The sequence below is a fragment of the Pseudomonas sp. TYF_14 genome (genome assembly GCF_043105275.1).
Lineage (GTDB): Bacteria > Pseudomonadota > Gammaproteobacteria > Pseudomonadales > Pseudomonadaceae > Aquipseudomonas > Aquipseudomonas alloputida.
On record NZ_JBICLK010000034.1, the window covers coordinates 38750 to 52959 of the forward strand.

General features: G+C 62.1%; 13 protein-coding genes. 9 read left to right on the forward strand and 4 right to left on the reverse strand.

Annotation, left to right across the window (positions count from 1 at the left end; all coding sequences use genetic code 11):
- Window positions 1-635 precede the first annotated feature (635 nt).
- Together mgtA and ACF8O8_RS10680 are read left to right on the forward strand one after the other, a co-directional pair.
- On the forward strand, window positions 636-3350 hold the full coding sequence (mgtA, locus tag ACF8O8_RS10675; protein ID WP_392509654.1) for a magnesium-translocating P-type ATPase: 2715 nt from the start codon (window positions 636-638) through the stop codon (window positions 3348-3350).
- 21 nt (window positions 3351-3371) lie between these two features.
- Window positions 3372-3749, forward strand: coding sequence for a DUF2493 domain-containing protein (locus tag ACF8O8_RS10680; protein ID WP_020192194.1), 378 nt, complete (start codon window positions 3372-3374; stop codon window positions 3747-3749).
- Between the two features lie 119 nt (window positions 3750-3868).
- Here ACF8O8_RS10680 and ACF8O8_RS10685 read toward each other — a convergent pair whose 3' ends face one another.
- From ACF8O8_RS10685 to ACF8O8_RS10695, 3 genes are all read right to left on the reverse strand, one after another.
- Window positions 3869-5095, reverse strand: coding sequence for an MFS transporter (locus tag ACF8O8_RS10685; protein ID WP_010953567.1), 1227 nt, complete (start codon window positions 5093-5095; stop codon window positions 3869-3871).
- A 292-nt stretch (window positions 5096-5387) separates the two neighbouring features.
- Window positions 5388-6263, reverse strand: a complete 876-nt coding sequence (locus ACF8O8_RS10690; protein ID WP_392509655.1) for a universal stress protein — start codon at window positions 6261-6263, stop codon at window positions 5388-5390.
- 159 nt (window positions 6264-6422) lie between these two features.
- Complete coding sequence (locus tag ACF8O8_RS10695; RefSeq protein ID WP_392509656.1) at window positions 6423-7367, reverse strand: LysR family transcriptional regulator; 945 nt, start codon at window positions 7365-7367, stop codon at window positions 6423-6425.
- Between the two features lie 142 nt (window positions 7368-7509).
- Between ACF8O8_RS10695 and ACF8O8_RS10700 the strand changes: the two genes are divergently transcribed.
- From ACF8O8_RS10700 to ACF8O8_RS10710, 3 genes are all read left to right on the forward strand, one after another.
- Entirely contained in the window at window positions 7510-8652 is a 1143-nt protein-coding gene (locus ACF8O8_RS10700; protein ID WP_392509657.1) for an iron-containing alcohol dehydrogenase, read from the forward strand.
- 44 nt (window positions 8653-8696) lie between these two features.
- Complete coding sequence (locus ACF8O8_RS10705) at window positions 8697-10040, forward strand: MFS transporter (protein ID WP_010953571.1); 1344 nt, start codon at window positions 8697-8699, stop codon at window positions 10038-10040.
- A 138-nt stretch (window positions 10041-10178) separates the two neighbouring features.
- A complete protein-coding gene (locus tag ACF8O8_RS10710; protein WP_010953572.1) occupies window positions 10179-10964 on the forward strand; it encodes a 2-keto-4-pentenoate hydratase in 786 nt (261 codons plus the stop codon).
- Here ACF8O8_RS10710 and ACF8O8_RS10715 read toward each other — a convergent pair.
- The gene (locus ACF8O8_RS10715) at window positions 10954-11772 is read right to left on the reverse strand and encodes a helix-turn-helix domain-containing protein (RefSeq protein WP_010953573.1); all 819 of its coding nucleotides are present in this window, start codon (window positions 11770-11772) and stop codon (window positions 10954-10956) included. The two genes, ACF8O8_RS10710 and ACF8O8_RS10715, sit on opposite strands and share 11 nt — an antisense overlap.
- A gap of 106 nt (window positions 11773-11878) precedes the next feature.
- On the opposite strand from ACF8O8_RS10715, the gene ACF8O8_RS10720 reads away from it, so the two are divergent.
- The 4 genes from ACF8O8_RS10720 (at window position 11879) to pstS (ending at window position 14169) form a co-directional block, all read left to right on the forward strand.
- On the forward strand, window positions 11879-12193 hold the full coding sequence (locus ACF8O8_RS10720; protein WP_392509658.1) for a DUF2834 domain-containing protein: 315 nt from the start codon (window positions 11879-11881) through the stop codon (window positions 12191-12193).
- Entirely contained in the window at window positions 12190-12615 is a 426-nt protein-coding gene (locus ACF8O8_RS10725) for an MAPEG family protein (RefSeq protein WP_392509659.1), read from the forward strand. The genes ACF8O8_RS10720 and ACF8O8_RS10725 overlap by 4 nt, the downstream gene beginning before the upstream one ends.
- Window positions 12616-12686: 71 nt before the next feature.
- Window positions 12687-12920 (forward strand): hypothetical protein, encoded by a 234-nt coding sequence (locus tag ACF8O8_RS10730; RefSeq protein ID WP_392509660.1) that lies wholly within the window; start codon window positions 12687-12689, stop codon window positions 12918-12920.
- A gap of 217 nt (window positions 12921-13137) precedes the next feature.
- On the forward strand, window positions 13138-14169 hold the full coding sequence (pstS, locus tag ACF8O8_RS10735; RefSeq protein WP_003254123.1) for a phosphate ABC transporter substrate-binding protein PstS: 1032 nt from the start codon (window positions 13138-13140) through the stop codon (window positions 14167-14169).
- The last annotated feature ends 41 nt before the right edge of the window (window positions 14170-14210 follow it).

A 14210-nucleotide genomic window follows, 5' to 3' on the forward strand; every position in this document is an offset into this window, starting at 1 on the left:
GCGGGGCCTTTTTTCCCTTCACTGAAGAATTCAATGGACACAGTATCTCGTCGCTGCCTGACCTCTGCCGAATGGCCTGGTCAGGCACTTGAACCGGAACACCGGTCCCGACACCCTGGTCGGGCAAGCCGCGCCAGAGCCTGATGCTCCGCCGTGACTTGCCGCCGCCGGTGTTGGCCGGTTGGAGGCAAGCTCATGAACCTCACTTCATTCGTTTCACATCGCCAGCCTGCGTGCCTTGCGCCGCGGCAGGCCCGCGCCTGGCCGCGGCGTCTGCACGGCTACCTTGACCACCACCAGCACCCCCCAAGTAGTTGCGGGGTGCTGGCGCGTCTTCATGCACGCTTGAGCCCCCGCACTTCTCACTGAATAAAAGATATTGAACGGTATCTTTGTACTCGAACTTTTCATGTTAAAAGTTCGCGGGATAACTATTTCCCTGTGTTTATGAAAAGGAATCAAACCATGGATTGCGCGAGTAGAAAGTTCGCTGCCGACACAACTTCCGACTCTCGGCAGCGGACAGACAACTGTCGGAAAGAACCAGCATTATTCAGCGACCCGACATGCCTTCGTTCACCGCCTGAGTGAAACGTCTGTGTGTCGTGCCGCCGCAGCGGCAGGAGCACAGCAACATGACTGTCAAATACCGTAACACCTCATCGGCCAAGGCCGAACGCGAGACCCGCCTGTCCACCCGCGCCGCCCGTGAAGCGCGCAATGGCCTGGCGGTCACCCTCGCCAACCTCGATGCCAGCGAACAGGGCTTGACCGAGCACGAAGCCGCCAAGCGCCTGGTGCGCGATGGGGCCAACCAGGTTGCCCACGACCCGCAACCCCACGCCCTGGTGCAACTGCTCAAGGCCCTGAACAACCCGTTCATCTATGTACTGCTGACCCTGGCCGGGATCAGCTTCGTCACCGACTACTGGCTGCCGGTCAGCGCAGGCGAAGCAGACGACGCCGACCTGACCAAGGTCATCATCATCATGACCATGGTCAGCCTCAGCAGCCTGCTGCGCTTCTGGCAGGAGTACCGCTCGAACAAGGCTGCCGACGCGCTCAAGGCAATGGTGCGCACTACGGCCACCGTGTTGCGCCGTGAGCAGATCGGGCAAGCCCCGCGCCTGCGCGAAGTGCCCATGGACGAACTGGTGGCCGGCGACATCGTGCAGCTTTCTGCAGGTGACATGATTCCCGCCGATATCCGTCTGCTCGAAGCGCGCGACCTGTTTATCAGCCAGGCCGTGCTCACCGGCGAAGCGTTGCCGGTCGAAAAGTACGACACCTTGGGTAATGTCGCGCAGAAGTCCGCCGCCGAGCATGGCGCACATCAGGACAACCTGCTCGAGTTGCCGAACATCTGCTTCATGGGGACCAATGTGGTCAGTGGCCGCGCCCGCGCCGTGGTGGTCGCCACCGGCCGACGCACCTATTTTGGCTCGCTGGCCAAGGCCATTGCCGGTTCGCGCAGCCAGACCGCTTTTGACCGCGGCGTGAACAGCGTCAGCAGCCTGCTGATCCGCTTCATGCTGGTGATGGTGCCGGTGGTGTTCATGATCAACGGTGTGGTGAAAGGCGACTGGGCTGATGCCTTCCTCTTCGCGCTTGCCGTGGCAGTGGGCCTGACCCCGGAAATGCTGCCGATGATCGTCAGCGCCAACCTGGCCAAGGGCGCCGTGGCCATGGCTCGGCGCAAGGTGGTGGTCAAACGCCTGAATGCCATCCAGAACCTGGGCTCCATGGACGTGCTGTGCACCGACAAGACCGGTACGCTCACCCAGGATCGGATCATCCTCGAGCACCATGTGGGCTTCGACGGTCAAACCGACAAGCACATCCTCGAGCTGGCCTGGCTCAACAGCCATCACCAAAGCGGCATCCGCAACCTGATGGACCAGGCCGTGCTGCATTTCGCCGGCCAGGACCACCAGTTCCAGGCGCCTTACGCCTACGCAAAGGTCGACGAACTGCCGTTCGACTTCATCCGCCGCCGCCTGTCAGTGGTGGTGGAGAATGCCTTGGGCGATCACCTGCTGGTAAGCAAAGGGGCGGTCGAGGAGATGCTCGCCATCGCCACCCATGTGCAGGAAGGCGACAAGGTCGTTGCCCTTGATCCGTGCCGTCGCCAGCAGCTGATGGCCAGGGTCGATGCCTTCAACCAGGACGGCTTCCGCGTGCTGGTGGTTGCCACCCGGCAGATCCCGGCGGACGAAGGCAAGGCGCAGTATCACACCGAAGATGAGCGCGATCTGGTCATCCAGGGCTTGCTGACCTTCCTCGACCCGCCCAAGGAAACGGCCGGCCCGGCCATTGCCGCCTTGCGCGACATGGGCGTGCAGGTCAAGGTACTGACCGGCGACAACCCGGTGGTCACGTCCAAGGTCTGCCGTGAAGTGGGCTTGGTGCCGGGCCAGCCCTTGCTCGGCCAGGACATCGAGGGCATGGACGACACCACCCTGAAGCTTCAGGTGGAGGAGCGCACCGTCTTCGCCAAGCTCACCCCGTTGCAGAAATCACGGGTGCTCAAGGCCCTGCAGGCCAATGGTCACACTGTGGGCTTCCTTGGCGACGGCATCAACGACGCCGCAGCCCTGCGCGATGCTGACGTCGGTATCTCGGTGGACAGCGGCACCGACATCGCCAAGGAATCGGCCGATATCATTTTGCTGGAAAAAAGCCTGATGGTGCTTGAGGAGGGCGTGCTCAAAGGCCGCGAAACTTTCGGCAACATCATGAAGTACCTGTGCATGACTGCCAGTTCCAACTTCGGCAACGTGTTCTCGGTCCTGGTGGCCAGTGCGTTCATTCCGTTCCTGCCGATGCTGGCGATCCACTTGTTGCTGCAGAACCTGATGTATGACTTTTCCCAGCTGTCGCTGCCGTGGGACCGCATGGACAAGGAGTTCCTCAGCAAGCCACGCAAATGGGATGCCCGCAACATCGGCCGCTTCATGTTGTGGATAGGTCCTACGTCGTCGATCTTCGACATCACCACGTTCGCCCTGATGTGGTACGTGTTCGCCGCCAACAGCGTCGAAATGCAAGCGCTGTTCCAGTCTGGCTGGTTCATCGAGGGCTTGCTGTCACAGACGCTGGTAGTGCACATGCTGCGCACTCGCAAGGTACCGTTCTTCCAGAGCACCGCTGCATTGCCGGTGGTATTGGCAACGGGGCTGGTCATGGCATTGGGTATCTACATCCCGTTCTCCCCGGTGGGCGCGATGGTTGGCCTGGTGCCGCTGCCGTGGGAGTACTTCCCTTGGCTGGTCGCCACCCTGCTGGGCTACTGCGTGGTCGCCCAGGCCATGAAGACCCTCTATATCCGCCGTTTCGGCCAGTGGTTCTGAGCGATGCAAGGAGAGCAGACCATGCGAGTACTGATATGTGCAGGGCGCAACTACGCCGACACCCGGCGCTGCCGCCAGGCCCTGGACGACGTCCAGCGCCAGCGGCCGATCCGGGTGTTGATCCACGGTGGCAGCCAGTTTCTTGGTGGGGAAATCGAAAGCTGGGCGCGCGAGCATGGCGCCGATCTGGTGCGTTACCCGCCAAACTGGCAGCTGCACGGCAAGCAGGCCGAACGCTTGCGCAACCTGTTCATGCTCAATGACAGCCGCCCTGACCTGTTGCTTGCCTTGCCCGGTGGCGATGACACCGAGGAGCTGCTGGCCAGGGCCCGTGGCGCCGAACTTCAGGTGGTGTACGCCAGGCAACCACGCCAGCCCGAGCGGGACGATTGCAGCTAATGCAAGCGCCTGGAGCCGTACGGTACCTGTAGGAGCGGGCTTGCCCGCGAAGCAGGCGCCTCGGCTTCACGGCCTCAAGCTTTGTGCAGCCGCCCTGTGCGGCTGCTCAGCCTGGCTGCTCAGCCTGGCTGCGCCGCCAGATCGTTGCTGACGTTGCGCCCCAGCACCAGCACGGTGACAAAGCCACAGCCCACCAGCGCCGTGGCCAGGCTCAGCAGTACCGCCGTGCCCATATGGTCCACGACTTGCCCGCCGAAGAACGAGCCCACGGCAATGATCACCTGGAACATGGCCACGAACAGCGGCATGCCACGTTCGACATCTTTGGGCGCCACGACAAACATCCAGATATTGGCGCAAGCCGGGAACGCACCGAAGGCAAAGCCCCATAGTGCGATCAGCATGGCGGCACCCGTCATGCCGGTGGCGAAGTGCGGGAACAGGGCGGTGCTGACTGCGATCATGAGCGCGACCAGCATCAGGGTATGCCGCACGCTGCGGTTGGCCGCAAAGCCGGCGAAGATGTTGCCCATGAAGCCGGCCACGCCATACAGCAGCAACAATGAACCGATCGTAGGCCCGTCAAAGCCGGCATTCTGTTTGAAGAACGGTGCGACGTAGGTGTACGCCGCAAAGTGCGCCAGGCCGATCAGCAACACGGCGATCAAACCGACCCGTGCTTGCGGGTTGATGAACAACGCCGGCAGGTCGCGGATGCGAATGGCCTTTTCCGGCATCAGCCGCGGCAGCAGGAAGACCTGAGCCAGCAGCACCGGTACGCCTACCAGTGCAGTGACCAGGAACGTCATGCGCCAGCCCATCAGGCCACTCAGCCAGGTGCCGACAGGCACGCCCACTACCGTCGCCAGGGTTACGCCCGCCATGATGATGGAGTTGGCTTTGGCTACGCCCATCCCGTCAGGTGCCAGGCGGCCGCTGAGGGCGATGGCTGTCGCCCAGAAACCGCCGATACTGATACCCAGTAGCACACGGCCGACCAACAGCAGGTTGAAGTCGCCGGCGTAGGCGACGATGGCGTTGGCGATGATCATGATCAGCGTCAGGCCGATCAGCAGGTAGCGCCGGTCCAGCGCGCCGACGCCTACGGAAATCAACGGGGCGGCTAACGCAGCCATGATCCCTGGCAGGGTCACCATCAGGCCGGCAAGGCCTGCACTGATGCCCAGGTCGCTGGCCACATCGTTCAGCACCCCCACCGGGAGGAACTCACTGGTGACCAGGGCGAAAGCACCCACGGCTACCGAGAGGATTGCCAGCCATTGCTGGGTCACGCTTTGTTGGCTGTGTTCGGGAAGGCCACGAGGGGCCTGGCTGTTGCTTGGCATGGGTTAGGTTCCATGAGGGATCTCGCCTGTAGCAGGCGCAGGAGCGGGGGGATTTGCAGGGGATTGTAGAGGCGGCCTTGCCTGGGCGACAGGCAGGCCGCTCGATAGTCATCATCAGTGCAATCGATGAAACGACTTGCGGAGAGCCGCTGCTCTCAGCAATGACACCCCACTCGCGAATGCTGTGGGCGGGAGGAGCTCTTCCCAAGCCCGCACGTCAGCAGGCAAGGCCAGCCACGATGGTTTGACCCGGATAGGCGCAACAGGCGGCAGTGCAGAACATTCATGCAGCCTAGGGTGTTACCAGCACATCACACTGCGATTCGTTCAGTACATGCTTGGTGACGCTGCCCACCAGCAGTTCCTCCAGCGCGCTTGCCCCCTGCTTGCCGACCACGATCAGGTCGCACTCCAGCTCCTGTTCCTGCTCGGCAATGCGCCAGCCAGGGTCACCGTGCACCAGGATCTGCCGTGCATCGGCCAGGCCGGCAGCCTCACTCAGCGCCGCGAGCTGTACTTGTGCATCCTTGCGGATGACATTGCGGTAGTGGGTGAGGGTGTCGTGGTCGAGATGGGCGAAGCGCACGCTGGCTTCGAACGGGGCTTCGTACACATGCAGCAGAATGATCTCTGCTTGCGGGGCAATGGCCTTGGCCAATTCGAGGGTGCGCAGTGAAACGGACGAAAAGTCGACTGGCACCAGCACGGTGCGGTAGGCATCACGAGGGGCCGGCTTGACCACCAGCAAAGGGCAGGGCATGCGGTTGAGCAGTTTCTGCACAGTTGAACCCAGCAGCAGGCGCCGCGCTACGTTCTGGCCCCTGGCCCCACACACCAGCAGGTCGCTGTGCTTGTCCTGCACCACCCGGTTGATCTCCGTGATCACCGAGCCGCTGGCGACTTGCACGCCAGCGGAGATACCGTAACGCTGGAACAGCAGCGCTGCCAGTGCGTGGGTTTTCTCGCCTGCGCTATCCAGTACGCGTTTCAACAGATCGTCATCAGGCGTCACCAACTGTTTGAGGCGCTCGAAGGGTGCCGGGTTGGCAACGTAGACCAGGTCCAGCGAGGCCTGTTGCGCATCGCTCAGGTAGGCCGCCCGCTCAGCGGCGTTGCGGGCATGTGGGGAAAGGTCGGTGGCAACCAGTATGTGTTTCAGCGGGTTCATGTGGGGCTCCTTGGTCAAGGCGCGCACAGCGATCAAGCGGTAAACCTTGCGCACTGTGCACCTGGCGGTACTTGAGTCATTCCTTGCGTGCAGCCATCGTCGCGCGAACCCGGCGCGAGGGCTTGATTTGGGTCAATGGCGTGCAGGTGTAGCGGCAGGTCATGCCTGCCAACAGCGCTGTCGGCCCTGCAACAGCAGCAGTTCGGTGAGCGTGTCCATGGCCGGTGTTGCCTGGCTGCCTTTACGGGTCACCAACTCATAGGGGTCGCTGACCGAGCCCATGCTCAAGGGCAGTATGCTGACCTGTTGATTCATCGCACATTGCCGGGCCACGTCGATCGACACCAGCGCAACGAAGTCAGGACGGTTTTGCAACAGCGACAAGGTCGCCAGGATCGAAGTGGTTTCAACCAGGTGCAGCGGGAAGCGCAGCCCGGCATCGTGAAATTCGCGCTCCAGTTGCACGCGCATGGGCATGTTGGCCCGGTAGACGATCCAGCGGCTCTCGGCCAGGTCGGCAAGGCTCAGGCTTGGCGCATGCTTGAGCGGGTGGTCGATGTTGGCGATGACCGCCAGTGTCTCATCCTGGACAAAGGTGCTGGCGAACAGCTGCGGCGTATTGCTGACACTGGTGCGGCACAGGGCGATGTCCAGGCGGCCGCTCTCGATCTGGGTCAGCAGCGACTGGCTGGTGTCTTCGATGATTTCGAACGACATCTGTGGCTGGATGCTGGCCAGCTGTGACACTGCCTTCATCAGCAACGGCACCGCCCCCATGATCGCCCCCACTGCCAGCCGGCCGCCGACCCCACGCAGGATTGCATCCAGATCGTGCCGCAGGTTGGCGATATCGGTCTGCAACAGGCGTGCGTAGCGGATGGCGCAGTGCCCGGCGGCCGTGGGCTCCAGGCCTCGGTTGGTGCGGTTGAACAGCACGGTGCCGAAGGTGGTTTCGATTTCCTGCAAGGCCTTGCTGGCACCAGGCTGGGTAAGCCCGACGCTGCTTGTTGCACCGAGCAGCGAGCGGTGCTCGTCCAACTCGATCAACAAGCGCAGGTGGCGGGCGTGCAGGCGGGACATGATCGAATTGAGCGATGGGGTCATCTGGTATTCGTCCTGGTTATACCGATATGGATTGTTCTCAATACCATGGCCAGCCGCGCATTCCTATACTGGCGCTGCACAGTGTCGCATCCAGTGCGGCTGAAACGCCCAGAACAATAAAGCCAGGAGCCTGCCAAGCCTTATGTCCCTGATCAACTACATCACCCAGATCCAATTCGATATCGGTGCCATTGCATGCCTGCCTGCCGAATGTGAGCGCATTGGTATAACCAGGCCTTTGATCGTGACCGACCGTGGCGTGCGTGCCGCCGGTATCGTCGATACGGCGTTGAACACCTTAGGCAGCGACACCACACAACTGCCGATCTACGACGGTACGCCACCCAACCCCAACGAGCATGCCGTGCGTGAGGCCGTGGCCATGTTCAAGGCAAATGGCTGTGATGGCATCATCGCCATTGGTGGTGGCTCGGCGATCGACCTGGCCAAGGGGGTGGCCGTGTGTGCCCGGCACGACGGCCCGTTGAAGAGCTTTGCGGTGATCGAGGGCGGCCTGGCCCGGATCACCCCGGCAACCGCGCCGGTGATTGCGGTGCCGACCACGGCCGGCACGGGGAGCGAGGTCGGGCGCGGTGCCATCCTGATACTCGATGACGGGCGCAAGGTGGGGGTGATCTCGCCCCATGTGGTGCCCAAGGCCGCCATCTGTGACCCGGCATTGACCCTCGGGCTGCCGGCACAACTCACGGCTGCCACCGGCATGGACGCGATTGCCCACTGCCTGGAAACCTTCATGGCACCTGCGTTCAACCCGCCTGCCGACGGCATTGCCCTGGACGGCCTGTGGAGGGCCTGGCGCTTCATCGAACGAGCCACCCGCGCGCCGGGCAACCTGGACGGGCGCATCAACATGATGAGCGCATCGCTGCAAGGTGCGCTGGCCTTCCAGAAAGGCCTGGGCTGCGTGCACAGCCTTAGCCACGCGCTGGGCGGGATCAACCCGCGCCTGCACCACGGCACCCTCAATGCGATCTTCCTGCCTGCCGTCATCCGCTTCAACCGCACGGCCGAAACGGTGGTGAATGAACACAAGATGCAACGCATCGCCCAGGCGATGGGGCTGGCCGATGACAGCCAGATCGAAGATGCCATTCGCCACATGACCCGTACGCTGGGCCTGCCGACCGGCCTTGGCGAACTGGATGTCAACCCGGACCTGTTCCCGCGCATCGTCCAGGGTGCGTTGGCCGATCACAGCCACCGCACCAACCCGCGTGAGGCATCTGCCGAGGACTACCAGTGGCTGCTTGAAGCGTCGATGTAAGCCGTTACCTGCTGTTCAACCAATAACAACAAAAGTGAACGCCCATGAATACCAAATATGCGCAACCCGGGCTTGCCCGCGAACCTGAAGCGGTCGCCAGTTCGAACCCGTTCAGAAAGTACCAGGTCATCACCGTCAGCCTGTTGCTGGTGATCGGCATCATCAACTACGTCGACCGCAGTGCGCTGTCGATTGCCAATACCTCCATCCAGCGCGACATGGGCATCACGCCGTCACAGATGGGCATCCTGCTGTCGGCGTTTTCCCTGGCGTATGCCTTTTCGCAACTGCCCTTGGGCATGATCATCGACCGCCTGGGCAGCAAGATTTCGCTGGGGGCGGCCCTGCTGGGCTGGTCGGTGGCACAGACGGCTTCGGGCCTGATCAACAGTTTTTCTGCATTCATCGGGCTCAGGGTGGTGCTGGGAATTGGCGAGGCGCCGATGTTCCCGTCGGCGGCCAAGGCGCTGGCGGAGTGGTTCGAGGCCGAGAAGCGGGGGACGCCGACCGGCATCGTGCTGTCATCGACCTGCATCGGGCCGTGTCTGGCGCCGCCGTTGCTGACGCTGCTGATGGTCACCTGGGGCTGGCGCGGCATGTTCATCGTCACCGGAGTGTTCGGCATTCTGGTTGCCGCCTGCTGGTTCGCTTTCTACAAAAGCAAGGCGCGGTACCTGGCCGAACTGCCTGCCGAGGCGCGTGAGCAGCTGCTGGCGGCCCAAGCGCATAAACAGGCGGTACCAAGCGCCAGGCCCAGTGTGCAGGCACAACTGGCGGCGTGGGCCGAACTGTTCCGCCACAAGAGCACCTGGGGCGCAGTACTGGGCTTCATGGGGGTGATCTACATGCTGTGGCTGCACCTGACCTGGCTGCCGGGCTACTTCGAACGCGAGCATGGCTTGAGCCTGTACCAGACCGCCTGGGTGGTTTCGCTGGCCTATGTGTTCGGCGCGTTGGGCACCATTGTCGCGGGCCGCATCTGCGACCGCCTGGTGAAGCAAGGTGCCAGTGTGCTGGGTAGCCGCAAGCGGGTTGTCGTGACTGCGTTGCTCGCGGCGGCTGCATTCACCGTTCCCCTGTCGTTCGGTAGCGGCTTCCTGCTCAGTGTGGCGCTGCTGTGTTGCGCGCTGTTCAGCGTGAACATGGCCAGCTCTACCGCATGGATGATCGCCAACACCGTGGTCGATAGCCAGCGCGTGGCCTCGTTTGGCTCGATCCAGAACTTCGGCGGCTACCTGGCAGGCTCTGTGGCGCCCATCGTGACCGGGTTCAGCATTCAGCAGACCGGGTCCTTCGCTTCGGCATTCCTGATCAGTGCCGCCGTGGCCGCGGTTGCTGCGATGGCTTATGTGTTGCTGTTGAAGCAGCCGGTTTCCACTGATCGCTGAGCATGCACCTGCAGGCGGATTTCATCAGGCAGTTAAATAACAATTTGTGATGATTTGCATCATGACAATATATTTATCCTTATCAATGTCAGGCCCTAGCATCTGTTGTCCGCCATCGCCTATTTCAATGAGGTCTTGATGAACCGTTCGCTCTTCGTACACCAACGCACTGCAGCCTTGCTACTGCAACACTGGCGCAGCGGTGACCTGCTGACAGAACTGCCCGCCAGCCTCAAGCCCGAGACGTTGAAACAAGGCTATGACAGCCAGGACCAGTTGTTTGCCGCTGCCGCAGGCCAGCGCGCCGGGTGGAAGCTGGGCGTCGGCAGCCCGGCAGGCATGCGTGCCGGCAAGTTGTCGCGGCCCTTGATTGGCCAACTGGAAGCGGGGCGTTGCCATGCCGATGGCGCACATATCCAGCTGCCAGCGGTTACGCCGGTGACCATCGAATGCGAAATTGCCTTCGTGCTGGACCGGGATATTCCTCCGCAAGCCGGGCGCGTACCGGTGAGTGAGGATATTCGTGCCACGTGCGTCACCTTTGAAGTGGTGCGTTCGCGCTTTGTCGACCGCAAGGCTGTCGGCTGGCCAAGTTTTGTGGCTGACAACGTCGGGTTTGAAGCATTGGTGGTCGGCAATAGCCTGGGCGCTGGTATAAATGTGCCGTTGCTCGCCGACCTGGCCGAAACCACCGAGGTGCATGTGGATGGCCAACGGCGCGCCGGTGGCTTGTCTGGCGATGCGGCCACCGACCCGCTGGTGTCGCTGGCTCACCTGTACGCACACGCTGCCGAGCGTGGCCAGACCTTGAAGGCCGGGGATGTCGTGACCACCGGGGCCATGTGCCAGCCGTTCGACCTGCATGAAACAGGCCACCAGGTCAGCGCCAGGTTCCTTGGCCAGACCCTGACGTTTACGCTGTAACGGCCGACCATTGCTCGAACGCTGCCTGCATTCTTTGCCGGGTCTGAGGGTCGGCGGGGATCAGGTGTTCGATGCGCAGTGACTGCACGGTGACATCCTGCGGCATGCCAAAGGTGGTGAACGTGGACAGGAACCGCAGCTCACCATACGGGGTGTTCACGCGGGTCAGCAGCAGAGGGGTGGCTGTCGTCATCTGGCACGGGCTTGCCGGGGCCGGCAAGTCGCGCAAGCGCGCTGCCAGTGCCGGATTGCCTGCGGCCTCCCTGGAGGCACGTTGCCAGGCAGCAGCGCGGATTTCCGGCGCGTTGGCCAGGTGATCACCCAGACCACCGGGGCACAGCAGTGTCTGCAGCAGGTTGAGGCCGGTTGCCGGCTGTGCGCTGACACCGGCCATCGCCAGCAGCAGCCCGGTACTGGCGTTGGCGGCGATGACGTCCCAGTGGCTGTCGATGACGATCGCCGGAGCGGGGTTGTTCACCTGCAGAATATGCTCGATGGCAGTATTCACCAAGGCCAGTTCAGGCGCATCGAGCGGCGTGGCGGCGTAGCGGGGTGCGTATCCTGCAGCAACGAACACTTCGTTGCACCGCTCCAGCGGCGCATCCAGGGCCGAGAGGAGGGCATGCAACGTGCCTGGGCTGGCTTTGGCGCGTCCTGTTTCCACACAGCTCAGATGACGCTGCGACAGCCCCGTCAGCAGCGCCAGTTCCAGCTGGCTGAGGTTGGCCTGACGGCGCAGTTCGCGAAGATGCTGGCCCGCTGAGATGTGCGGGGCAGGGGTGCTGCGATGGAACAGATGCTGATTCATGCGTTGCCCTGATCGTCCTTGAGTGCAATGTCCATGACCTCACGGGTCATTGAGTGCAAGCAACCCTATCACTACTGTGCCGGCAAACCCTATCAAGGAGAGCTATATGGGCTTGCGTATCTGCGCGCTGGCAATACTGGTGCTGTTTTCGCTGTATACCGGCTGGACCATGCTGATTGCCGAGCAATCGCTGCTGGCATTCGGGCTGGCACTGCTGGCGCAGGCGGACACGGCCCAGGTGGTCATCGACCTGTACCTGATGGCCGGGCTGGCCGGTTGCTGGATGGTGCGAGACAACCGCATGCGCGGCAGCGCCGGGATCGCGGTGCTGCCTTACCTGCTGCTGACCGTCGTGTTCGTTTCGCTGGGGCCGTTGCTGTACCTGGTGACCAGAGGCGTTGCCGAGGGGCGCCAGCCATGAGCAGTGCCTTGCAGGTTTATGCGCTGTGTGTGGTGGTGCTGTTCCTCAAGATGTTCCTGGTTTCCTGCTATCAGGGCTATCACCGCTTGCGCTTCGTCGCGTTCACCAACCCGGAGGACGCTGCCGTGTTCGGGCGCGTCGCCCAGGCCGCAGAACGCCCGCAGGTGATACGGGCTGCCAAGGTATGGGCCAACGACCTGGAGAACATTCCCATGTTCTTTGCCCTCGGCGGGCTGGCTGTTGCGCTGGAAGCCGCCACGCTACCGGTGCTGTGGCTGAGTGTGGTGTTCACGGTTGCCAGGGTCCTGCACACGCTGGCCTACCTGCGGGGTTTGCAGCCTTGGAGAACGTTGTTCTATGGCATCGGGGTCATTTGCCTGCTGGGATTCTGCTTACTCATCACCGCGAGAATAGGCGGCTGAACCAAAATATTGCATGAGTCATCTTGATGCTTTCACATAGCAGTACTAATACTTAAGCACTGCCGAAGGGGATGATCATGCAGACACGCTTCGTTGTGGTTCCCGCAGTGCCACTCAAGAAAGAGGCTTATCCTCGGCGGCTTGGCTTTCCCGCCGCACTGGGGGAGGGTTACGACCTCTACGACACCCAGGACAAGATGCGTCTGAGCCTGAACTTTTCCACCCGTGCCCAGGCTGAGTTCGAATGTGCATGCCGCAACCGCTGTGCGGATGGCGGTGATACAGGTCTCGCCGGTATCGGTTGATCGCCTGCAGTGGCCAGGTTCCTGTTCCTGGTGCTGCGTTGCAGGGTCTATCGACACCTTCAAGCGTTTGCGTCGAGGCTGGAGCCGTTCCAGGGTTCCGGCTCGGCGCCTGATGGCACAGTCAATAAGCTCTACCGCGCGGCCTGCCATTCAATAGTCACAAAGTTGTAACACAGCTGATGCAAAGTGTGCCGGCCATCACATGGAGCACATTTTGATGAAACGCCTGATGAAGTCTGCTGCACTCGCCGTTGCCGTTTCCCTTTGCGCCACCTCGGCAGCCTTTGCTGCAGAAAACGTTCGGTTGACCGGTTCGGGCGCCAGCTTCCCTGCACCGATCTACCTGACCTGGTTCAAGGACTTCAGCAAGAACACGGCTGGCGTCACCGTCGATTACCAGTCCAAGGGCAGCGGCGCGGGCGTTCAGGACTTCCTGAACAAGACCGTCGACTTCGCCGCCAGCGACTCGGCCATGAGCGAAGCAGACATTGCCAAGGTTGGCGAAGGCGTGCAATTGCTGCCAATGACCGCCGGTGAAATCGTCCTGGCTTACAACCTGCCGGGCAACCCTAAAGGGCTGAAGCTGCCGCGCGACGTCTACTCCAATATCTTCCTCGGCAAGATCACCCAGTGGAACGACCCGCAAATCGCTGCGGCCAACCCTGACCTGAAGCTGCCTGCCACCCCGATCACCGTGGTCGTGCGTGCCGACTCCAGCGGCACCACTGCCGTCTTCACCAAGCACCTGTCGGCCATCAACGCTGACTTCAAGCAAGGGCTGGGCGAGGGCAACACCGTCAACTGGCCGGCCACCGACAAGTTCATCAAGTCGCCGAAGAACGACGGCGTAACCGCCACCGTCCGCCAGACCCCGGGTGCCATCGGCTACATCGAGTACGGCTTCGCCAAGCTGGCCAAGGTCGACTTCGCCATGTTGCAGAACAAGGCTGGCCAATACGTCGTGCCGAATGCCGAGAGCGGTGCCGAAGCACTGGCTGCGGTGAACATGCCGGAAAACCTGGTGGCCTGGCTGCCTGACCCGGACGGTGCCAAGTCCTACCCGATCACTTCCTATACCTGGATGATTTTCCGCAAGGACAACGGCAACCCGGAAAAAGCCAAGGCCATGCGTGAAATGGTCGAGTACAGCCTGACCAAAGGCCAGACCATCGCCGACTCGATGGGTTACATCCCGCTGCCGCCGTCGGTAGTCGACCAGGTGCGTAAAGCGTCCGCCAACATCCAGTAATACCCAGGCGCTCCCGGTATTGGCATGAAGCCATGCCGGGG